Annotated in this window: 20 protein-coding genes; 9 read left to right on the top strand and 11 right to left on the bottom strand. The window is 56.9% G+C overall.

Annotated features, from left to right (window positions below; all coding sequences use genetic code 11):
- The first annotated feature begins 373 nt into the window (after positions 1 to 373).
- From NP603_RS02140 to NP603_RS02130, 3 genes are all read left to right on the top strand, one after another.
- Complete coding sequence (locus NP603_RS02140) at positions 374 to 1,165, top strand: CheR family methyltransferase (RefSeq protein ID WP_256609280.1); 792 nt, start codon at positions 374 to 376, stop codon at positions 1,163 to 1,165.
- Positions 1,162 to 1,758: a chemotaxis protein CheD gene (locus tag NP603_RS02135; protein ID WP_256609279.1), complete on the top strand. Its 597-nt coding sequence runs from the start codon at positions 1,162 to 1,164 to the stop codon at positions 1,756 to 1,758. The genes NP603_RS02140 and NP603_RS02135 overlap by 4 nt, the downstream gene beginning before the upstream one ends.
- A gap of 196 nt (positions 1,759 to 1,954) precedes the next feature.
- Positions 1,955 to 2,227 (top strand): hypothetical protein, encoded by a 273-nt coding sequence (locus NP603_RS02130; protein ID WP_256609278.1) that lies wholly within the window; start codon positions 1,955 to 1,957, stop codon positions 2,225 to 2,227.
- Positions 2,228 to 2,235: 8 nt separating this feature from the next.
- Here the strand turns inward: NP603_RS02130 and NP603_RS02125 are convergent, their stop codons facing one another.
- Both NP603_RS02125 and NP603_RS02120 read right to left on the bottom strand, forming a co-directional pair.
- A complete protein-coding gene (locus NP603_RS02125; protein WP_256609277.1) occupies positions 2,236 to 2,931 on the bottom strand; it encodes a (5-formylfuran-3-yl)methyl phosphate synthase in 696 nt (231 codons plus the stop codon).
- The gene (locus NP603_RS02120) at positions 2,928 to 3,491 is read right to left on the bottom strand and encodes a DUF447 domain-containing protein (RefSeq protein ID WP_256609276.1); all 564 of its coding nucleotides are present in this window, start codon (positions 3,489 to 3,491) and stop codon (positions 2,928 to 2,930) included. The genes NP603_RS02125 and NP603_RS02120 overlap by 4 nt, the downstream gene beginning before the upstream one ends.
- 139 nt (positions 3,492 to 3,630) lie before the next feature.
- Here NP603_RS02120 and NP603_RS02115 point away from each other — a divergent pair, with 139 nt between their 5' ends.
- Entirely contained in the window at positions 3,631 to 4,440 is an 810-nt protein-coding gene (locus NP603_RS02115) for a response regulator (RefSeq protein ID WP_256609275.1), read from the top strand.
- Positions 4,441 to 4,515: 75 nt separating this feature from the next.
- Here the strand turns inward: NP603_RS02115 and NP603_RS02110 are convergent, their stop codons facing one another.
- From NP603_RS02110 to NP603_RS02100, 3 genes are read right to left on the bottom strand one after another with little or no spacing between them, the layout of a single operon-like run.
- Positions 4,516 to 5,505, bottom strand: a complete 990-nt coding sequence (locus tag NP603_RS02110; RefSeq protein ID WP_256609274.1) for an alpha/beta hydrolase family protein — start codon at positions 5,503 to 5,505, stop codon at positions 4,516 to 4,518.
- A gap of 5 nt (positions 5,506 to 5,510) precedes the next feature.
- Positions 5,511 to 6,761, bottom strand: coding sequence for a hypothetical protein (locus NP603_RS02105; protein WP_256609273.1), 1,251 nt, complete (start codon positions 6,759 to 6,761; stop codon positions 5,511 to 5,513).
- 3 nt (positions 6,762 to 6,764) lie between these two features.
- Positions 6,765 to 8,315, bottom strand: coding sequence for an MBOAT family O-acyltransferase (locus tag NP603_RS02100; RefSeq protein ID WP_256609272.1), 1,551 nt, complete (start codon positions 8,313 to 8,315; stop codon positions 6,765 to 6,767).
- Positions 8,316 to 8,555: 240 nt separating this feature from the next.
- Between NP603_RS02100 and lexA the strand changes: the two genes are divergently transcribed.
- The 5 genes from lexA (at position 8,556) to NP603_RS02075 (ending at position 15,357) form a co-directional block, all read left to right on the top strand.
- On the top strand, positions 8,556 to 9,164 hold the full coding sequence (gene lexA, locus NP603_RS02095; RefSeq protein WP_256609271.1) for a transcriptional repressor LexA: 609 nt from the start codon (positions 8,556 to 8,558) through the stop codon (positions 9,162 to 9,164).
- The gene (imuA, locus tag NP603_RS02090; protein WP_256609270.1) at positions 9,161 to 9,772 is read left to right on the top strand and encodes a translesion DNA synthesis-associated protein ImuA; all 612 of its coding nucleotides are present in this window, start codon (positions 9,161 to 9,163) and stop codon (positions 9,770 to 9,772) included. The genes lexA and imuA overlap by 4 nt, the downstream gene beginning before the upstream one ends.
- Before the next feature lie 7 nt (positions 9,773 to 9,779).
- Positions 9,780 to 11,270 carry a Y-family DNA polymerase gene (locus NP603_RS02085; protein ID WP_256609269.1) on the top strand — a complete coding sequence of 497 codons (1,491 nt, stop codon included), beginning with the start codon at positions 9,780 to 9,782 and terminating at the stop codon, positions 11,268 to 11,270.
- Positions 11,254 to 14,379, top strand: coding sequence for an error-prone DNA polymerase (locus NP603_RS02080; protein WP_305891297.1), 3,126 nt, complete (start codon positions 11,254 to 11,256; stop codon positions 14,377 to 14,379). The genes NP603_RS02085 and NP603_RS02080 overlap by 17 nt, the downstream gene beginning before the upstream one ends.
- Before the next feature lie 222 nt (positions 14,380 to 14,601).
- A complete protein-coding gene (locus NP603_RS02075; RefSeq protein ID WP_256609268.1) occupies positions 14,602 to 15,357 on the top strand; it encodes a class I SAM-dependent methyltransferase in 756 nt (251 codons plus the stop codon).
- 386 nt (positions 15,358 to 15,743) lie between these two features.
- Here the strand turns inward: NP603_RS02075 and NP603_RS02070 are convergent, their stop codons facing one another.
- From NP603_RS02070 to lysS, 6 genes are all read right to left on the bottom strand, one after another.
- The gene (locus NP603_RS02070) at positions 15,744 to 16,793 is read right to left on the bottom strand and encodes a hypothetical protein (protein ID WP_504137603.1); all 1,050 of its coding nucleotides are present in this window, start codon (positions 16,791 to 16,793) and stop codon (positions 15,744 to 15,746) included.
- 84 nt (positions 16,794 to 16,877) lie between these two features.
- On the bottom strand, positions 16,878 to 17,801 hold the full coding sequence (locus NP603_RS02065; protein ID WP_256609267.1) for a 1-aminocyclopropane-1-carboxylate deaminase/D-cysteine desulfhydrase: 924 nt from the start codon (positions 17,799 to 17,801) through the stop codon (positions 16,878 to 16,880).
- Entirely contained in the window at positions 17,798 to 18,616 is an 819-nt protein-coding gene (folP, locus tag NP603_RS02060) for a dihydropteroate synthase (RefSeq protein ID WP_256609266.1), read from the bottom strand. The genes NP603_RS02065 and folP overlap by 4 nt, the downstream gene beginning before the upstream one ends.
- Before the next feature lie 122 nt (positions 18,617 to 18,738).
- Complete coding sequence (locus NP603_RS02055) at positions 18,739 to 19,023, bottom strand: Nif11-like leader peptide family natural product precursor (protein ID WP_256609265.1); 285 nt, start codon at positions 19,021 to 19,023, stop codon at positions 18,739 to 18,741.
- A gap of 136 nt (positions 19,024 to 19,159) precedes the next feature.
- Positions 19,160 to 19,648, bottom strand: coding sequence for a flavin reductase family protein (locus NP603_RS02050; protein WP_256609264.1), 489 nt, complete (start codon positions 19,646 to 19,648; stop codon positions 19,160 to 19,162).
- Between the two features lie 104 nt (positions 19,649 to 19,752).
- Positions 19,753 to 21,249, bottom strand: a complete 1,497-nt coding sequence (gene lysS, locus NP603_RS02045) for a lysine--tRNA ligase (protein ID WP_256609263.1) — start codon at positions 21,247 to 21,249, stop codon at positions 19,753 to 19,755.
- Between the last annotated feature and the right edge of the window lie 32 nt (positions 21,250 to 21,281).

Below are 21,281 nucleotides of genomic sequence, written 5' to 3'. Positions count from 1 at the left end.
TTGCTGACGATTGGCTAAGGCTGAACCGGCCAAAGCTCCGGCCAGCACCAAAACCAGCGCGCCTAGCACGCTGAAAAGACTGAATCCGGCCAATACCGATGCCAATAAGCCGCCAGCCAATCCCAAGCCTACCGTTAACCCGTAGTAAGCGCGCGTATCGATAGTGTTGACAGTTGGGCTGCCAGTTGTACCAGACATGAAATTTCCATTAAATTATTGATCTAGGGTTGAGATAGTAGAGAGTTTTAGGGCAGCGTTCAACCTAGCAGCACATTTGGAATTTCAGTATTGTTAAATTTCCTGCATTTCGGAAAAAATATCTGAAAGCGCGTAAAAATTGGCCTCGGAGACTTTAATTATCGGCACATCCATCATGAGTGCAGCGGAGTTCGAACGATTCCGCGCATTAATCTACCACCATGCCGGCATTTCCCTGAGTCCGGAAAAGAAAACCATGGTTGCCAGCCGCTTGGCCAAACGCCTGGATTATTACAATCTGGACAATTACGGCGATTATTACGATCTGGCGTTGGGCGATGAGCATCCCCACGAGTTTCAAACTTTGGTCGACATCCTGACCACCAACGAAACCTATTTCTTTCGTGAACCCAAGCACTTCGACTTCGTCCGCGAGCGAATCCTACGGCAGTGGCGCGGTAGCCCTTTTCGGGCCTGGAGTGCGGCCTGTTCAAGCGGCGAGGAAGTGTATTCGCTGGCGATGGTTTGCGCCGAAACCTTGGGCGCCCAGACCTGGGAAGTCCTCGGCTCCGATTTGAGCAGCCGGGTATTGGAAACCGCCCGCCACGGGATTTATTCAATGGACCGGCTGGAACAGATGGACGCCCGCCTGTTGCGGAAATACTGCCTGAAAGGCGTACGCAGCCAACAGGGCTATTTTAGAGTGGACGCTAAATTACGAGGCCGCGTCAGTTTCGAACAAGTCAATTTGATGAAACCGCCGCCGACCAGCCTAGGCAAATTCGACCTGATTTTCTTACGCAACGTATTGATCTATTTTGACCACGATACCAAAAAAAAGGTCGTGGAGCGGTTGCTTGCGGCGTTGAAGCCGGGTGGATATTTTTTCATCAGCCATTCCGAGAGCCTGCACGGGATCAGCGGACCGCTGCAGCAGATAAGTCCTTCGATATACCGCAAGCCGTGAAAATCCTCCCCTACAAAAATACCCGCCGTATCATTCTCGACCCCGGCGAATATTATGCCTCTAGGCAAGCGGAGATTATTTCGACCTTGCTCGGTTCTTGCGTCGCCGCCTGCCTGTACGATCCCGATAACGGCGTGTTCGGCATGAACCATTTCCTGTTGGCTTACCGGCGCAACCCAGAACACCTGCCGCTGCTGCAATCCGAGGAAGGCCGTTACGGCATCTTCGCGATGGAACTGCTGATCAACCAAATGATGAAATTGGGCGCCGAGCGACACAAGCTCAAGGCGAAATGTTTCGGTGGCGGTAACGTGTTACAGCTACGCGAAAACAACCAGGAGCAAAAATCGGTCGGCGACGTCAACGTGCTTTTCATCAAACAATTTCTGCAAAACGAACATATTCCGCTGGTCGGCTCCGGTTTGGGCGGCAATATCGGCCGAAACGTGCATTTCGTCGGCGACGATTATTCTGTGTACGTCAAAAAAATCGATACCGCGCAACAGCAATGGCTACAACGCGCCGAACAGCGCTATTGGCGCAAAAACTTGGAAGAACGCGAACGCCAGCATCGCCCGGCCGAATTTTGGTGACGGGGCGGCTTGGGCAGGACATGGCAGAACTTAAGCGGCGAAACCACATCCCCCAATTACAAAGCTCCGATTGCGCGGGGCATCCGGACAGTGGACAATGAATTCCGCACCGGCTTTATAAGGGCCACCTTCATTCGGAAATTTGGCTATGCCGGCCCCGGACAATTCCTTCCCTTCCATCCGGCAGGCGAACATCATGGACAACGATACTTTGATCGATCAGGCCCGCCGGCTCTACGCCCGGTTGCTGATCAAGCGCCACAGCGAAATCCAACCAAACCGGCGGCTGGACCAAATGCTGATTACGGCTTACGCCCGCTACCAGCGCCGGCTGAACCGTTGCGCGATCTGTTACCGCTACCGCCTCTACGATTGCAACAGGCAGCCCGGCATCGACCACACTCCCTGCAAACGCCGCAGCGCAGCAGCAATCCCGATCAACCCGGCGGCGGTGTATGCGGCCGATTGAAACGGATCTCAGACAGTGCCGCCGACCTGTGCCGGCCACTGGGCGCGAATGTGGCGGATGCGGTCCAGATCCAACTGCGCAGTCCGGTTATGCTCGCGGCACAACGCGCCTCTGAAGCCAAGATAATCGGGGGCCAACGCCAGCAAAGCGGGAACATCCTCGCAACGCAACGAACCGGCCAGACCGGTCAACATGCCCTGCCCGCGTGCCGCCAGAACGAAAGAGCGTAATTCAGACGCCTCCATCCACTCGGTCAGAGAACCGCGGCTCTTGTCCATCGTATCCAGCATCACTCCGCGAAAACCGGCACGACGCAATTCGGCAATTACACCGAAATCGGGCCGAGTATCGGCAAACAATACCGCAATAAGCGCAATACCCTGGCCGGCAGCGGCTTGCAGCGCGTCGAGACACGCCGGCCAATCGCCGCCCGGGAAAAACCCGATCTTGACATAATCGACTCCAGTGGCAGCCATATCCCGAACCGCCGGCAACAGCCGTTCGGGCAACATTGGCAGATCGCCAACCGTCGCACTGATCCGGGCCGAGTCGGGTAATGCAGCAACGATTTCGGCCACGCTAGCGATGGGCAAGGCTCCCAACGCGCCTTGCGCAGGTTGTTTCAAGTCGATGATATCGACCGCTGCACGTTGCACCTGCAATGCCTCCGTCAAACTATTTACGCTAGCCAACAACCCGGTCATTCTAGGCCTCCGCAGCGATGGCGTTCGATGGCATCCATCAGCCAGGCCCAGGCCTGCCGTTCATTGTCGCCTGCGGTTTTTTCCATGCCGATCCGCAAATAATCCAACTCGGCCTGAATTTTCTCCGCAGGCAACATGTCGAGCCGGCTGACCAGAATCGCCGCTTCCAATACCGAGAATTGAGCCCGGTTGAACCCTTGGAACGGGCGGTGGTTGACCGTGTGAACCACCTTACAAAATAATTTGGGCCGCAGTTCATCCTCCTCGATCCGCACTAACTGCAATTCGGCATGAGCCAAAGTGTCGGCCAGATAAAATCCGGCGACTCGCTCGGCCGGCCGCAACGGCCAGTCCCGGCGCCCGGTCAGGCAACCGGCAAAAATCCGGACGTCATCGCAAAAATTGACGACTGCGGTGCGGCTTAGCAACAGGTTTTCCAGCGTCGCGGACGGCCGAAACGGCAGGATAATCCGCCAATCGCCGTCAACATGCACGCCCATCGGTGCGATGTGAACCTCGCCTTGTGCATTGGCAGTGGTTATCAGGGTTTCTTGAATCATGAGGGTTTAGGTCTATCCTGAGTCGTGAATTTCGCCTGAGATCAGGCGGAGCAACAGATAATTTTAATATTGCCGGCACCGATCGGGTCATTTTTTTGCCCGCGGCCGCCACCGCCGGTATGAAACTGAGCGACATACTATGCATGCCATCCATATTGCCGACCTGTCGATTCTGCTGATAGAACCGTCACCGACACAACTCAAAGTCATCCTGCAACACCTTCGCGGCGAAGGCATCGCCAATATCGAAGGCGTATCGAGCGGTGCGGCGGCATTGGAGAGTTTACACAGCCACCGGCCGGATTTGATCATCAGCAGCCTGTATCTGCCGGATATGATGGCGACCGCATTGATCGAACAACTCAGAGAAGACGAAGTGCTTAGCCACATCCCGTTCATGCTCATTTCCAGCGAGTCCAGCTTCGAAGTGCTGGATAGCATCCGCCAGGCCGGCGTTGTGGCGATACTGCCTAAGCCCTTCGCCCACGAGGATTTGAAACATGCGTTACGCTCGACGATCGAATTCATCGATCCGCAAGAAATCAGTCTGGAACATTACGATATCGAGAACGTACGGGTGCTGGTGGTGGACGATAGCAAACTGGCCCGCAAGCATATCGGCCGGGTGCTGAACAACATGGGAATCGAGAAAATCACCGAAGCCCAGGACGGCAAGGAAGGGTTGGATTTGTTCAGCCTCGACCAAAACGGCTTCGATTTGATCGTCACGGACTACAACATGCCAGTCATGGACGGCCAGCAATTGATCCGTGCCATCCGCCAGGATTTGGGCAACTCGATCATCCCGATCCTGATGGTTACCAGCGAAGACAACCAAACCCGGCTCGCCAACGTCCATAAAGCCGGCGTATCCGGCATCTGCGACAAACCCTTCAATCCACAGACCGTCAAGGAAATGTTGTATCGAGTATTGGAGCCGGAAGATTAGCAATAACTCTTGCTGCTTCATGTCTTTCGAGCATGCCAAGGCTTCTCTGCAGCAGATTTTTGGCCACTAAATATTTCATTTTGAAAGATCCAGCAGCCGATCGAAACAATATTCGGCCAGTAATTCATGACCGCCGTCGTAGACGGTCAAGGATGCAAACCCGACGTCTCTCTGAAAAAAAACGGCTCTGTCGCCGATACGATTTGCAGTTGCCGGCTCGCCTTGCGTCAACAAACGCATTGCTACAGACGATTCGACACTGGCCTCCGGTTTAGCATACCCTTCCACCAGATGATTAAAGTAGGCAAGCGAATGGGCAATGGGCACTGTCCCCTTATGGCCATCCTTAATCCCGGCATACAGCTCGAGACGCCCGCGAGGGCTGTCGGGTAGCGGCCAGTATAACGGCGAGCGCGCCCTGGCCGACTCGGTATTGATTTCAGCACCACTGCCGGTACAGCCCAACACGTATTCACTCAGGTCGGCTTTGCCGTTGCGCAAGGTTTCCAGTTGCCATGCCGCCAAATCGCTGATTGGTGCCCAGGCCAACCAGGCTTTGACCGGATGGCGGGTTTTGGCGTACCACCCCAAGGCGGTATAGGCGCCCCCCGAAAAACCGACTACAAAGATGTTGTGATTATCGACGTTGCCATTGGCTTGCGCAAAACTGATGGCATCTTCCAAATCGGCGATCACCTTGTCACTCAGACAATTGTCGGTAGCAACCGCCGGTCCGCGGAAGTCGGGATGAATGTAGTTCCAGTTATTCCGCTTGGCTAAGGCAGCCAAGGCATCGGGGGTGGCGTAGTTGCCCGCCCAAAAATGCAGGCTGACCAACAATGGCCGCTTGCCAGTTGTCGGTGGAACCGCGTAAAAGTAAGCGTTTTGCATGCTGCCATCAACGCTACTCTGGATGTTTCGGACCTCAAAGCCATCCGGCCATTTGAACGGAGCCTCGGTACCGGATGCATGCAGCCATTGGTAAACCAGCGGATAGGTTTTTGCACCTGTCAGATAGGAACAGGCGACAACTAGGGCTAGCAGTAAAATCGATCTTGGCTTCATGCCCGTTAAAAATTAGGGGTAAGTGCCACTGACTTGCTGTCCGCGATGGCTTCGTTAACGATGGCTTGGATCAGCGCTGCATCGTCGGGATAATGGGCTGCGTAAGATACTTGCAAACCGCGTAATTTAGCTTGATACGCTTCGATGTCGACGATATCCAAGCGGACACCGAAGTCGTTGAATCCGGCAGTACCTGGCTGCGAGCCCAGCAATCTATCCAGCAACCAATAACCCAAAGTTTGTTTGTAATGCGCCGGCTCCCAAAACCAATGCATGCGCTGGCCTTGCTGAGTGGGCACTTGTTCCAAGGTCGGCCCGTAACTGCCGCTGAAGTCCCAAATCGGATAAGCCTGATGCCCGGCACGTAAGGCCTCATCGGCGTTAATCGCCACAATCTCTCGTTGCAGTACCTCAAAACGCGGCCATAAATCCGACAACCAAAGCGTCTGCCAATACCAGGCGTGTGCAGGATGAATCAAGAGTTTCATCTCAACGCCGGCGGCATAGGCGTCTCGCAACAGGCGACGGAAATCGTCGAGACTTTTTCGGAACCCCGCCTCGTTCTGCCGCATTTCTTTAAATTGCTGAACGTAGTTACGGGTGTAATAACGGAATGTTTTGATATGGTCGAAGTCATCGGTCAACGGTTGCCAGAAGCCATTGGCGGCCAAGGTGTCTTTGCCCCAGGACTGCTTGCGAACCGTACTCAAACTGGCTTGTAACCCGGATACCGAAAGCAGCGATGACGCTACATCGGGTAGTTTGGCCGAAAATAAATTGAATTGCCGTTGGCCATCGGCTGTTACCGCTAAACGTGATTCGGAAAAAGCGCCACTGGTATCCGGCTCCGGGTGAAATACCCTTAAATCCAGAGACAAAATCGCCAATTTCTGCGGCTTGATCGCTTGAACATGTTGAAAATAGCGCCTGATCTCATACATGCTCATCGACGGCACTGCCATGTTGTAACAGCCCAAAGCGGCCAGCGCAGGTTGGTCTGGCGACAATCCCCGTCCGGCGCGCGAAGTACCGAAAATCGTGCATTCCGGTTCCCGTTTTTCGACCCGGTAGGCATGCGTGAGCCGGAGATGACCTACAAAATTGGGTTTATTGGCGTTGACGCCGGCAATTGAAGGCGCTCCGAAGATACTGAACGGATCAACAAACCCATTCAACAAAGCAATCAGCGCCAGGGTTCCCAAGACGCAACTCGCCCAGCACAACAGATACTTGTTCGCTTGTTTCGTGATAGTCATCGGTTAAAACTGAAAATACAAAAATTCGCTGATTTGGGTCAGGCCCAGTAAGGCCCAAACCGCGGCCAAACCGATCAGACCGGCCCAGCACAGGTTTGGCGACCAGATCCCGTTATCGATTAAAACAGCCGACTCCTCGGCTCCGCGCGGCGCTAAATAAAAACGCCCCATGATTTGCTGGGTATTCGGTGCGAGAAAAGTAATGCTCACAGCAACCGATAATACCGCCAGCAAAATGGCTTCCGCACTGACGCTAACACCGGTAACGGCCACCCAGGCTCCCAACGCCGACTGTTGCACCACGGCCGAGTAAAACGGCGACAACTGAAGCTGCGGCAACGCTAGCATGCTGGCTAAAATCCGATGCGCGGTATCGACATCGTTAGCGCGGAAATACACCCAGCCGACGACCACAGCCAGAAATGTCAGCAAATTGCCCGATAGCCGACCCAATCGGCTTGACGATGCCAGATCGTGCCCCAGAGAACGGCGCACGGCGTGCCAACCGTGATTGACGATCAGGTAGCAGCCGTGCAGAGCCCCCCAGATGATAAAAGTCCAGCCGGCGCCATGCCACAATCCGCCAAGTAACATGGTAATCAACAGGTTGGCGTAGCGGCGAAGCGGACCCTTTTTGTTTCCGCCGAGCGCAATGTACAGATAGTCGCGTAAAAAGCGCGACAGCGTCATATGCCAACGCCGCCAGAATTCGATGATATTGACGGCTTTATACGGTGAATTGAAATTCAACGGCAGCCGCACCCCCATCATCAACGCCAAGCCGATGGCCATATCCGAATAGCCCGAAAAATCGAAATAGAGTTGAAAGGTATAAGACAAAGCCCCGCCCCAGGCATCTAAATGCATCAATTGCTGGCCTTTGGCCGCAGCGGCAAATATCGGCGCACCCAAACCGGCGAGACTGTCGGCGATCACAACCTTTTTGAATAAGCCCAGGACAAAATAACTCAGGCCGGCGGCAAAATTCAGCGAATCGAAGCGAAATATGCTGGGTCTGCCAAACTGGGGCATCATTTCCCGGTGATGCAAGACCGGGCCGGCAATCAGGTGCGGGAAGTAGGTCACGAACAGCGCATAGTGCAGAAAATTGTATTCCCTCACCTCACCGCGATAGGCGTCGACCAAAAAGGCAATCTGCGTGAAGGTAAAAAATGAAATACCCAGCGGCAAAATGATTTCGGCGTGCGCGTAGCCGGTACCCAGGGCCGCATTGAGGTTTTCCAGAAAAAAATTGGCGTATTTGTAATAACCCAGTACCCCCAGATTGGCCGAGACGGCCAGGGCAAAGATTCGCTGCCGGGTAGATAGAGCGCGACGTTCGTCGCCCAGCAGCGTGCCGATGGCATAATTGAAAAAGATCGACGCGATAATCAGGCCCAGGTAAGCCGGATTCCACCAGCCATAAAAAAACAGCGAGGCGGCAACCAGCCAGCTAATCGCCACTCTCCGGCCGGCATAACGGCCCAAGAAAAAAAACAGGCCTAATGTTATTGGCAAAAAAGCCAGGATGAAGGTGTAGGAGTTGAAAAGCATAAATTCGGGCTTTTGTCCTGGGTTAGCGCGGGTTTATAAAATGATCGACGCCTAAAAACTACACTAAATGCCAAACTATACAAGCACCCAACCGGCGCCATATTTATAAGCGATTGATTTAAAAGATCATCCACTCTAATGAACCTACTTGGCGGCCGCGCCATGCTGGCTTGGGTTTTCCTTGAATCCTTCCCCCAATCTAAATATACTGCTTATAAAAACAGTATTTATAAAAACAGCATGAAATCCCTCACCCATCGCCAGCAGCAAATTCTGGACTTCATCGAGCAAACCCTGGTTCGGGAAGGCTTTCCGCCGACCATCGCCGAAATTGCTGCGGCTTTCGGCATGGGTTCCGGCAACGCTATTCGCGGCCACTTGCAAGCACTGGCCAAGAAAGGTGCGATTCAACTGACGCCGGGCGCCTCGCGTGGCATTCGCTTGCTTAGACCCGGCACCGATCCAGGCTTACCGCTGATCGGCCGGGTCGCGGCCGGCCAGCCGATCCTGGCTGAACAACATATCGAAGGCTATTGCCAGCTCGGCCCCGAATTATTCCAGCAGCGGGCCGATTATTTACTGCGCGTACACGGCCTGAGCATGCGCGATGCCGGCATCCTGGACGGCGATTTGCTGGCCGTGCAACGCCGGCCCGACGCGCGCAGCGGGCAGCTGGTGGTGGCGCGGATCGGCGACGAAGCTACCGTGAAACGGCTGCGGCTGGAGGGCGACATCGCTTATCTGGAACCGGCCAATCCGGATTTCAAAACCATCCGCATCGATTTACGCCAGGAGGCATTAGCCATCGAGGGTATCGTAGTCGGCGTGATTCGCCGGGAACCATTATGAATCAGGCCTTGGAAGATTTGCTGCGTAGCCGGGCCGGGATCTGGCGCGGCCTGCACAGCGACCACGCCGCCTGGCCCGTGGTCGGCAGCGGTTTTCCGGAACTGGATACGGTATTACCCGGCGGCGGTTGGCCGCTGGGTACGCTAGCGGAAATCGCCATCCCTGCCGTGGGCTGCGGCGAATTGCGCCTGCTGTTGCCGGCGATGGCCGACTTGAGTCGGGCCGGGCGCCACATCGTCTGGATTGCGCCGCCCTATCAACCTTATGCACCGGGACTACTCCAGGCTGGCTTGGCCTTGCCGCAACTACTGGCCGTCAACGTCGATACCGAGGACGATATACCATGGAGTGCGGAAAAACTGCTGCGTAGCGGCGGCTGCGGCATGGTGCTGCTGTGGCCGCGCCGGCTCGACAACCGGCAAATCCGCCGGCTGCAATTGGCTGCGGAAACCGGATCGGCCTTGGCCGTCCTGTTCGTGCTGCCCGGCCAAAGCTACCCCGGCGCAGCCTTGCGCATCGGCGTATGCCCAAGCAAACCCGGTCTGAATTTAAACATCATCAAGGCCCGCGGCAGTTTGCGCCGCAGCAGGCTGACCATAAGGTTTTGAACCGCCAATGGCCGCCACCGCTCTCGCCCACTCGCCGCAATCGCTACCGCCGCCGACATCTATTGCCAAAGCCCCGGCTACGCCCGCCAAGCTCTGGCTGTGCGCGCATTTTCCGGCATTGGCTTTGGAAGCACTCAAAATCGATACCACGCAAGCGATCGCCGCCATTGCCACCCTCAACGGCCGGCCTGGCCTTTACGCCGTTTCGGCGGCAGCGCGCCAGACCGGCGTGGAACCGGGTATGACCCAAAACGCCGCCCAAGCCTTATGTCCGGCACTGACTCTGCTGCCGCGTGACCCGGCGGCCGAAAAGGCGGCTCTCAAACGACTGGCCGAAATCGGCTTACATTTCAGCCCATGGGTCAGCCTGGACCGGCCCGATTGCCTGCTACTCGAAATCGGCAGTTGTCTAACTTTGTTCGGCGGCGCCGACCGTTTCAGGCAACAACTACGCGAGGCTTGTCTGGCTGCCGGCCACACCCCAGCCATAGCGATTGCTCCAACCGCCGCCGCTGCGGAATTGTTGGCCGGCCTGGGTTTGGAAACTCAAATCGCCGAGCCCGCCCAGCTGCGTTCTGCTCTGGGTCCGTTACCGATCGCAGCCTTGGCATTGGATGGCAAAACCTTGGCCCGCCTGGGCAATGTCGGCATCCGCCGCTTGGTCGACTTGTGGCGCTTACCGCGCGACGGCCTGGCGCGGCGTTACGGCAACGGTTTATTGCAACGCCTGGATAGTTTGCTCGGTCTGCAACCCACTGCTCTCAACACCTTTCACAGCCCACCGGCCTTTGCCGCTCGCCGGGAATTGCCGATCGGTTTGACCCGGCTGGAACATTTTTTCCCGGCCGTCGCACAATTGGCCGAATCGTGGGCGGACTTCCTGAGGCAGCGCGACGCGATGGCGCTGGCGGTAGCGCTAGACCTGCACCACCACCGCCGGCCGTCGACCCGGCTGGAATTACGTTTTCGCCACGGCAACCGCGATGCCGGCCATTGTCTGGCCTTGCTGCGGGAAAAACTGGAACGCAGCCCGCTACCGGCGCCGGTCCTCGGCGTCGAGCTACTCTGTAGCGAAATCGCCCCATTTCAGCCGGCCATCAGTTCGCTGTTCGCTGAAGAGCCGACCACGGAAGCCAACAGCGACTGGCAAGCGATGCTGGACCAAGTGCAGAACCGGCTCGGCCATCGCGCCTTGCGCCGTTTCGGCGTCGCCGCCGACCACCGGCCAGAACGCGCGCACCATCACGATACAACCCAAGCGGCAATGCTGACCGTGGCCTCGCCCCGCCCGCTTTGGCTGCTTGACGCGCCCGAACCGTTATCCGCCGACAGTTTCACGCTACTGTCGGCGGCCGAACGCATCGAATCCGGCTGGTGGGACAATCAAGCGCTACGCCGCGACTACTTTATCGGCCAGGACCGTCTGGGCCGCAAACTATGGCTGTTCCGCGAACTCTCCGGCAACCGGGACTGGTATCTGCATGGTTTGTTCGGCTGACGGCAACGCGGCGGCCATCGGCTTCGCCGAACTGCATTGTTTATCTAATTTCAGTTTTCTGCGTGGCGCCTCGCATCCGGAAGAACTGGTCGCAACCGCCGCCGCGCTGGGCTACCAAGCATTGGCACTGACCGACGAATGCTCGCTGGCCGGCGTAGTGCGCGCCCATCTGGCCGCACTCAAACACAACATCCAGTTGATCGTCGGCAGCGAATTCCGTCTGGACGACGGCTTGAAGCTATTGCTGCTCGCCACCGACCGTGACAGCTACGGCAACCTGTCGGCTTTAATTACGCTGGCCCGGCGCCAGGCCGACAAAGGCCGCTATCGCTTGAGCCGGGCCGATCTCGCTGCTCATTTACCACATGGTTGTCTGGCGATCTGGCTGCCCGGCACCGGTTCTCCGGCGGCCGACGGCGCTTGGCTGAAACAGTTGTTCGGCAGCGACCTATGGCTGGGCGCCGGCCGTTTCCTGACCGGCAACGATGAGGTCTGGCTGGCCGAATGCCGGCAATTGGCGGACAACGTCGGCATCCCGGTCGTGGCTTGCAACGACGTGCATATGCATCGCCGCTCGCAGCAAGCGTTACAGGACACTTTGACCGCGATCCGCCTCGGCCGGCCGCTGCCGGACTTGGGTTACACCTTGTTCGCCAACGGCGAACGCCATCTGCGCTCTTTACCGCGACTGGCCCAACTTTATCCGGAGGAATGGCTGCAACAATCGCTGGCAATCGCCGCACGTTGCAAGTTCTCGCTGGCCGAATTGCGCTACGAATATCCGCGCGAACTGGTACCTAACGGTTATACGCCGACAACCTGGCTGCGACATTTGACCGAGACAGGGATTCGCAAACGTTGGCCGACTGGCGAACCCTACAAAGTCCGCCAGCAAATCGAACACGAATTGGCGTTGATCGCCGATTTGGCCTACGAGCCCTATTTTCTGACCGTACACGACATCGTCCGCTTCGCCCGCGAGCAAGGCATCCTCTGCCAGGGCCGCGGTTCGGCCGCCAATTCGGCGGTATGTTTTTGCCTGGGGATTACCGAGGTCGACCCTAGCCGGATGAATCTGTTATTCGAGCGCTTTCTGTCGCGGGAGCGCAACGAGCCGCCGGATATCGACGTCGATTTCGAACACGAGCGCCGCGAGCAAGTCATTCAATACATCTACCAAAAATACGGCCGCCACCGCGCGGCGCTGGCAGCGACGGTGATCACCTACCGCTCCCGTAGCGCGGTGCGCGACGTCGGCAAGGCTCTGGGTTTGAATGTGGCGCAGATCGAACGCCTGGCCGGCTCGGTGGACCGCTGGGACGGCTATAAATTGATGCCGGAAGCGTTGCAAGAATGCGGCTTCGATCCCACCAGCCCGACCGTGCAACGTTTGGTTGCCCTGGTCGAACAAATCAAAGGCTTTCCGCGGCATTTGTCGCAACACGTCGGCGGCTTCGTCATCGCTCGCGACGACCTGTCGCGGCTGGTGCCGGTGGAAAACGCCAGCATGGCCGACCGCACCGTGATTCAGTGGGAAAAGGACGACCTGGAAGCGATGGGGCTGCTGAAAGTCGACATTCTGGCGCTGGGCATGCTCAGCGCGATCCGCCGTGCCCTGAGTTATCTGGACCACTATAGTCGTCCGCCCGGTTCGCAAACCGGCGCAGCCTGGACCTTGGCCGACATCCCGGCCGAAGACCCGGCGGTTTACCGCATGCTGCAACAAGCCGACAGCATCGGCGTATTCCAAATCGAGTCGCGCGCGCAAATGACGATGCTGCCGCGTTTGCAACCGGCGAATTTTTACGATCTGGTCATCGAAATCGCCATCGTCCGGCCCGGGCCGATTCAGGGCGAAATGGTGCATCCCTATCTGGCCCGCCGCCAGGGGCTGGAACCGGTCGTTTATCCCAGTCCGGAAGTGAAAGCGGTGCTGGAACGTACCCTGGGTATCCCGATTTTTCAGGAACAAGTGATGCAACTATCCATGGTGGCAGCCGGCTTTAGCGCCGACGAAGCCGACCAGTTGCGGCGGGCGATGGCGGCCTGGAAACGCAAGGGCGGCTTGGAGCCATTTGAGCGCAAACTGTTGGAAGGCATGCGCGCACGCGGCTACAGCGCCGAATTTGCCCAGCGCATATTCCAGCAAATCAAAGGTTTCGGCGACTACGGCTTCCCGGAATCGCATTCCGCCAGCTTTGCCTTGCTGGCTTATGTCTCGGCCTGGTTGAAATGCCACCATCCGGCGGCGTTTTGTTGCGCACTACTGAACAGCCAGCCGATGGGCTTTTACGGCCCGTCGCAACTGGTGCAGGACGCCCGGCGCCACGGCGTCGAGGTACGGCCGATAGACGTGCAGACCAGTGTGTTTGAATGTAACTTGGAATTTGCACCCGATGTGGCGCCGGCCTTGCGGCTGGGCTTTAACCAGGTCAAAGGCCTGGCGCCAGATGCAGCAAGTGCCATCGTCCAGGCCCGGCTGCACGGCCGGTTTGCCAACGTCGCCGATCTCGCGGCGCGCGCCGGCCTCAAGCGGCAGGATTTGGAATTTCTGGCTGCCGCCGATGCCTTGCAGGCCCTGGCCGGCAACCGCCACCAAGCCTTTTGGGCGGCCGGCGGCATCGAACCGCCAACCTCGGTATTTGGCGTACCGGCCATTGCCGAAGCCACGCCGCTATTGAAACCGCCCAGCCTCGGCCAGGACGTCACCGCCGATTACGCCAGCACCCGGCTGACATTACGCAGCCATCCGCTAGCCTTGTTGCGGGCCCGCTTGCGCCGCCGGGGCGTAACGACGGCGGCGTCACTATGGCAACGCCGCAACGGCAGCATCGCCCAGGTCGCCGGCCTGGTGATCTGCCGACAACGGCCGATGACCGCGTCCGGCGTGACGTTCGTAACCCTGGAAGACGAGACCGGCCAAGTCAATCTGGTGGTTTGGCCGGCGACGGCAATGGCCCAGCGCAAACCCTTACTCAAAGCCCGCCTGCTGTCGGTGACCGGCACGATCCAGCAGGAAGACGGCGTATTACATTTGATTGCCGGCAAGTTGGAAGACTGGAGCGATTGGATCGGCGACTTGGCCAGTCGGTCGCGGGATTTTCATTGACACGGCCGATTACTCTAAAACTCCGGCCCGGCCATCGCTTTCCCTGTTTTGCTGGTGATGCCGACCAGGTTATAGTTAGTCAAGCTTCCGCCGCATCGGCCCTTTTCATCCCAGAAATAACGTTTGAAATCCATGGCTAGAATCGCTCATACGTTATTCTTTGTCACTGCTTTGGTGACATGCACTCCGCCCACCGAAAATCCCCCGCCGGCAAAATCCCCGTTGGAAGCCGCCATTGCCGGCCACTGGCGCGAGCCCGCCAATGTCGCCCGCGACATTTGGCGGCATCCGGCGCAGACTTTAAGCTTTTTCGAGGTGAGTCCCAACCAGACCGTGATTGAAATCATCCCCGGCAGCGGTTGGTACACCGAAATCCTGGCGCCTTTGCTACGGGACAACGGCCATTACATCGCCGCCGTGATCGAACCGGATAGTGCCGTCAACCCAAGCTCACGGCACTATTACCAGCGGCAAATCCAAACTCTGAAAATCAAACTGGCGCGTTTACCCCGAATTTACGGCAGACCGGAACTCCGCCGCTTCGACGAAGGCAAACCCATATTCGGCCAGCCCGGCTCGGCCGACAGAGTGCTGACCTTTCGCAACGTGCATAATTGGCGGGAAAACGGCACCTCAGAACCGATGTTTCGCGGCTTTTTCGACGTGTTGAAGCCCGGCGGCGTTCTGGGCCTCGTCGAACATCGGGCTAATGCCGGTGCAGCCAACGGTGGCAGCGCCGGTTACACCACGCAAAGCCAAGTGATTGCCTGGGCCGAACAAGCCGGATTTATGTTGGAAGCCGCCAGCGAAATCAACGCCAATCCGGCAGATACGAAAGACCATGAAAGTGGGGTCTGGAATTTGCCGCCAAGCTTCAGCCTCGGCGCGAAAAACCGGGCGAAATACGCCGCCATCGGCGAAAGCGACCGCATGACCTTACGCTTTCGCAAACCGGTAATCGATCAAGCTAACCGTTAGCAGGCTAACGGTTGCACTTAAGGAAACCTCTAAAAATTGCACTTCGATTAACTCAGTGCGAACGGCAGCCTTTATAAATCAGAGCATTATCCGTTCGTGCCGAGTTTGTCGAAGCACGAACGGATAATTTTTAGAGGCTCCCTTAAAACAGTTGGGATTTCAAAAATCCGCCTCCGGACCGGCGGAAGGATGAATCGGGTTTTCGATTACCCGGTGCATGAAGCGGACACAACACCCCCGACGAAACAGTCGCTGTACGAATGCAGCAGGTCTACAACAAAGCAAACGCCTAGCGCGCCTTCGATCAGTTCATCCCGCGCTATGAAGCTAAATATCTCAAGGCGATCGGTGTTTGGCCGCCGTTCCGCCAGATTCTCGGCAACGAGCTAGACACCGCTGAAACGAATGTAACGCCGCAACGGCGAACCGGCAGTCCAAACGAAGGCTTCGGTGTAGTAGTGCATTAAGGCCAGATAACCGATCAACCCCAAGGTAACCGCCTTGTAGACCTGGGTCGCGAACAGCGTTTGCAACAATAAGTTCACCAAGTCGTCGCCGTAGGCCTGCAACAGGTAAGTCAACAAAAACGATAACAGCGGCAATACCACCGCCGCCGGAATCCGACAGTTTGCGGCCAACCGGAACAGTGCGTTTTCCGGGCGACTGCCATGGCGATTGACGTCGTGAGTCACGTAAAAACTATAGGCGGTGATGTCGTGCACCAGGCGCGGCATCAAAATCGCCAAAAAATAATACTGCTGGCTGTAGACGTAACAACTGGCGACCACCAACAAGGTATTGGCCCACAAAAAATACCAGCCCAGCCGGTTCTGCACATAGCGTTGGCACACCAAGCTGGAAATACACAAAGCCGCGGTCAGCAACACTGCAGCCTGCAACACCCAGGCGGCTTGTTCCGGCTCGAGGCTGTTATGCATGAAGATGCCGATATAGGTGAAGATCCCGGCGCTGACGCTGAGCCACAATTGCAGATAAAACGCCCGGTTCGGCAAACGGCACACGGCCTTGGCGACGCCGTGCTGCTGTTTCAACACGTGGTAAACCGTCCAGCAAGCGCTGATCAAATACAACACCCGGTACGGAATAAACAGGCTGCCGACACCGAAAAACAGCGCGATAAATACGGTCATGCCGATCAATTTGCTTTTGTAAGCCGCCAGATAATCGGTGTGGCTGGCCAGCAGTAGATTGCTGGCGACGATATGCGGCGTGCCGAACAAGACCTGGAACAACAGGAAGTGGCTGGGACTGGTCGGCAAGGCTTCGCGCAAGGCGTGGTCGAATCCGTTGCTGTCCAACCAAACCAGCACCAAACTCAACGGTACGATGGCGTATAAACTCAGCAGAAAACGAAACGACACCGCCATCGGCCGGGCTATGTCGGGTTGAGAATTGGTCAGGCTTACTGTCGCCACGGTGCCACCTATCGTTATTATTTTCGGCAGCCACTATTATCGCCATTTTACCCCGCGACTCAATACGCTTGATTTTTCCGACGGTTAACCGTTACCGCGCTTGCCTTGCAAGCCGCCGCTGTGCACAGCGACGATGCGATGTCCGGCCGGAAAATGGCCGCGCGCGATCAAGTCGTATAGCGCATACAGCAATTTACCGGTGTAGACCGGCTCCAGCTCGATAGCGTGCCGGCGTTGAAAATCTGCAATGAAATCGAGCAAGTGCGGGGTGGTCTTGGCGAAGCCACCGCAATGGTATTCGGTCACAATCCGCCATGCGGCATCGTTGGCAGCGCCACTAGAATCCAACAACGACTGGATATCTTCGATCAGGAATTCGCCGCCTTTCAGCGCGGCGACGCCGATCAATTCGGTGCCAGGCGGCGCAGCGCCGATCAAACCTGCCAACGTGGTACCGGTGCCGCAGGCAACGGCCAGAGTATCGAAGCCGATATCGATTTCGGCGACCGATTCGGCGACGCCCTGCAACGCCGTCGCCATTGCCCCGCCTTCCGGCAGCCAATATTCGCCCGGTTTAAGGCCGGGCAGGCTGCCGGACGCTCTAAAGGCGCGCAATTGCCGATAGTGCTGGCGCGACAGAAAACGCAGCTCCATGCCCCAGGCGACCAAATCCCGCAACGTTGGATTCAGTTCCGGCGGCCGCTCGCCGCGAATGTAGCCTACCGTGTTTAAGCCCAAAGCACGGCCGGCGAAGGCCAATGCATGCAAATGGTTGGAATAGGCTCCGCCCATGCTGAGTACGGTATCGGCGCCCCGATATAAGGCATCGTTCAGGATGTATTTAAGCTTGCGCCATTTATTGCCGGACACGACGGGGTGCAGCAGATCGTCGCGTTTCAGCCAAAGCTGGATACCGCGCCCGGATACGATCGGATCGTCGACCCGGGTCAACGGCGACGGCTGCAATTGAGTTTGAAACGCTTGCAGCCGCGAATGTAAACCGCTCACTGCGCCGTTTTGATCGCCCAGGCCACATCGATGGCTTGGCGATTGGCTTTGACGTCGTGCACTCTAAACATCCGCACGCCGGCCATCACGCCCAGGGCCGTGGTTACCGCCGTGGCGGTGACTAGCTCGGCGGGTTGTTCGACATTGCAGATATTGCCCATGAAGCGCTTGCGGCTGGCGCCCAACAGCACCGGATACCCCATTGCAACAAACCGCTGCAGATGCGCCAATAGCTGCAAATTATCCTGCTTACGCTTGCCGAAACCGATACCGGGATCGATGGCGATATTCCGCGCCGCAATCCCGGCATTCAAGGCCGCATCGATGCGTTGCTGCAACGCTGCCGCCACCTCCTCCACGACATCCTCGTAATTGGGACGATCCTGCATGGTTTTCGGCTCGCCTTGCATGTGCATCAGAATGATGGGCATACCGCTGCGGGCGGCGAAAGCCAACATATTGCTGTCGCCCCGCCCGGCCGATACGTCGTTGATGATATCGGCGCCGGCATCGCGAGCGGCCGCAGCCACTTGGCTGGACATGGTGTCGATACTGATTCTGAGCGTCGGATCGAGTTGGCGAATTGCGCTAATCGCCGGTACTACCCGGCGAATTTGCTCTTCTGCGGTAACCGGATCGGAGCCGGGCCGGGTCGACTCGCCGCCGACGTCGATGATATCGGCGCCCTCGGCGATCATTTTCTCGGCTTGGCTCAAGGCTGCCGCCAGACCGGTAAACTTGCCGCCGTCGGAAAAACTATCCGGAGTCACATTGAGAATCCCCATCAACTGGGGCCTAGCGGTGGGATTGAACATGCAGAAAAACTCCTCGAAGACAGCCGGATAGTTTACCGCCTAGGAGTCGTTTTTGGGTGACCGGCCGCAACAGCCGGTGGGAAACCGCCCCGCGCCAAACGGCGAGAGGCGGCCGGGCTTGCTTAAGCCCTGAGTAAGGCTTTAACCAGTTTTTCCGACAGTTGCTCCTCAACGAATTGCGGTTCATTTGGCGGATATAACGAGACCTCATCGATCTCAAAACCGTATTCCTTGCCCAATAAAATCAACTCCTTGATTTTCAAGCAAGCTTTGAGCTTTTCTTTTAAAGCCTCATCGGCTTTGGCTTTTTCGGAAAATTCTTTGATAACCTTTACTGACATTGTTAACTCCGTGGTAACACTGAAAATGGATAAAATCCATTTCCACGCAAGCAAAATTTCTGCCAATTACGAACCCGGGAATACCACTGCTTTCGCGGCGATTCAACGGGACCTGTTAACCGGAATCAACGTTTTCCCTTACAAAAATTAGTAAATTTGTCGCAAACCCAACAATGCGACAAATCGGCAAACCGCCAGCCAATTAGTCGGCCGCGGCCACGCGCCGATACGCGGAATGGTAGTAAAGCAACGGATCGCCATCGCGGCAAACGACGCGGTCGACTTCGCCGATCACCACCCAATGGCTGCCAGCCTGGATTTGTTGCACCACCCGGCATTCCAGAGCCGCCAGCGCTTCGCTCAAGACCGGCGCGCCGTTCTCTCCGGCTTGCCAGGGTACGGCAGCGAACCGCTGCTCCTGCGTGGTACTGCCGGCAAACTGGTTGGAGACGTCTTCCTGGCTTTCGGCGAGGATATTGACCGCAAAGCGGCGGCTCTCCAACAGCGCAGCGCCGGTATCGGTCGCCTGGTTCAGACACACCAGAATTTGCGGCGGCTCCAGCGAAACGCTGCTGAAAGCGGTCGCGGTCATGCCCTTGGGCTGGTTTTCGCGGCCCTGGGTGGTTACCACCGTTACGCCGCTGGCCCATAATTTCAGAGCATTTTTGAATTGTTTGGCTTCGACACCCATGATAATTCACTTCCCGTAAGATTAAGATTCACGCAGTTTCGCGATTGGCGACAGCATAAAAAGACACCGGCAACGTATTTGCCGGTGTCAAGCCGATCATTCCATCAATGTTTAGGCCGCATATGTGGGAACAACAGAACATCGCGAATGCTCGGCGAGTTGGTGAACAACATCACCAGCCGGTCGATGCCGATGCCCTCGCCCGCCGTCGGCGGCATGCCGTGTTCCAGCGCGGTAATGTAATCGGCGTCGTAATGCATGGCTTCGTTGTCGCCGGCCTCTTTTTCCTCGACCTGTTTTCTGAAACGCTCGGCCTGGTCTTCGGCGTCGTTCAACTCGGTAAAGCCGTTGGCAATCTCGCGGCCGCCGACGAAAAACTCAAAACGGTCGGTGACGTGCGGATCGTTGTCGTTACGGCGCGCTAGCGGCGACACTTCTACCGGATAGGCGGTGATAAACGTCGGATTCATCAAACGGTGTTCGACGGTTTTCTCGAAAATCTCGATCTGCACCTTGCCCAAGCCGTAACTGTCCTTGACCGGGATTTTCAGATTTTCGGCAACCTTGACCGCCGCTTCGCGGCTGGTCAAATCGGCCAGCGTCAATTCCGGATTGAAATGCAGAATCGACTCCAGCACCGTCATCCGCGCGAACGGCTTACCGAAGTCGTAAGTTTCGCCCTGGTATTCGATTTGAGTGTTACCGACGATATCTTCAGCAATGCCGCGCAGCATGGCTTCGGTCAAGTCCATCAAGTCGCCGTATTCGGCGTAGGCCTGATAGAACTCCAGCATCGTGAACTCCGGATTGTGCCGGGTCGACAGGCCTTCGTTGCGGAAGTTGCGGTTGATTTCGAACACGCGCTCGAAACCGCCGACTACCAAGCGTTTGAGATACAGCTCAGGCGCGATGCGCAGATACAACTCCATGTCCAGCGCATTGTGAAAGGTCGTGAACGGCCGCGCGGTGGCGCCGCCCGGAATGACCTGCATCATCGGCGTTTCCACTTCCAGGAAGTCACGGGCCACCAGAAAGTCGCGAATGTAATTGACGATTTTCGAGCGCATGACGAAGGTCTTGCGGGCATCGTCGCTCATGATCAAATCCAGATAACGCTGGCGGTATTTGATCTCCTGGTCGGCGATACCGTGGAATTTTTCCGGCAGCGGCCGCAGGGCTTTGGTCAGCAGGCGAATGTCGTCGACCTTGACGCTGAGCTCGCCGACCTTGGTCTTGAACAACGTGCCTTCGGCGCCAAGAATGTCGCCGATGTCCCACTTCTTGAACTGGTCGTTATAGATGCCTTCCGGCAGATTGTCGCGCGCGACGTAGACCTGAATTTGACCGGACATGTCCTGCAAATGGCAAAAACTGGCCTTGCCCATGATGCGGCGGGTCATCATCCGCCCGGCAATTTTGACCCGTACCGGTTCGGCCAACAATTCATCTTCGGACTTGTCGCCATATTCCGCGAGCAATTCACCGGCCACCACGTTGCGGCGAAAATCGGTCGGAAACGCAATGCCTTCCTCGCGGATGGCATTCAGTTTTTCCCGGCGTTGTTTAATTTGTTCCTGTTCGTCGTGTTCGAGTTCTGACATGTTTTTAAAAACTAAAGCAAAAATAAAAATTA

Origin of the sequence: Methylomonas aurea (assembly GCF_024505045.1) — a bacterium.
Classification (GTDB): Bacteria; Pseudomonadota; Gammaproteobacteria; order Methylococcales; family Methylomonadaceae; genus Methylomonas; species Methylomonas aurea.
Note: the sequence above shows the minus strand (reverse complement) of the source record. Positions and strands in the feature narration are given on the sequence as shown.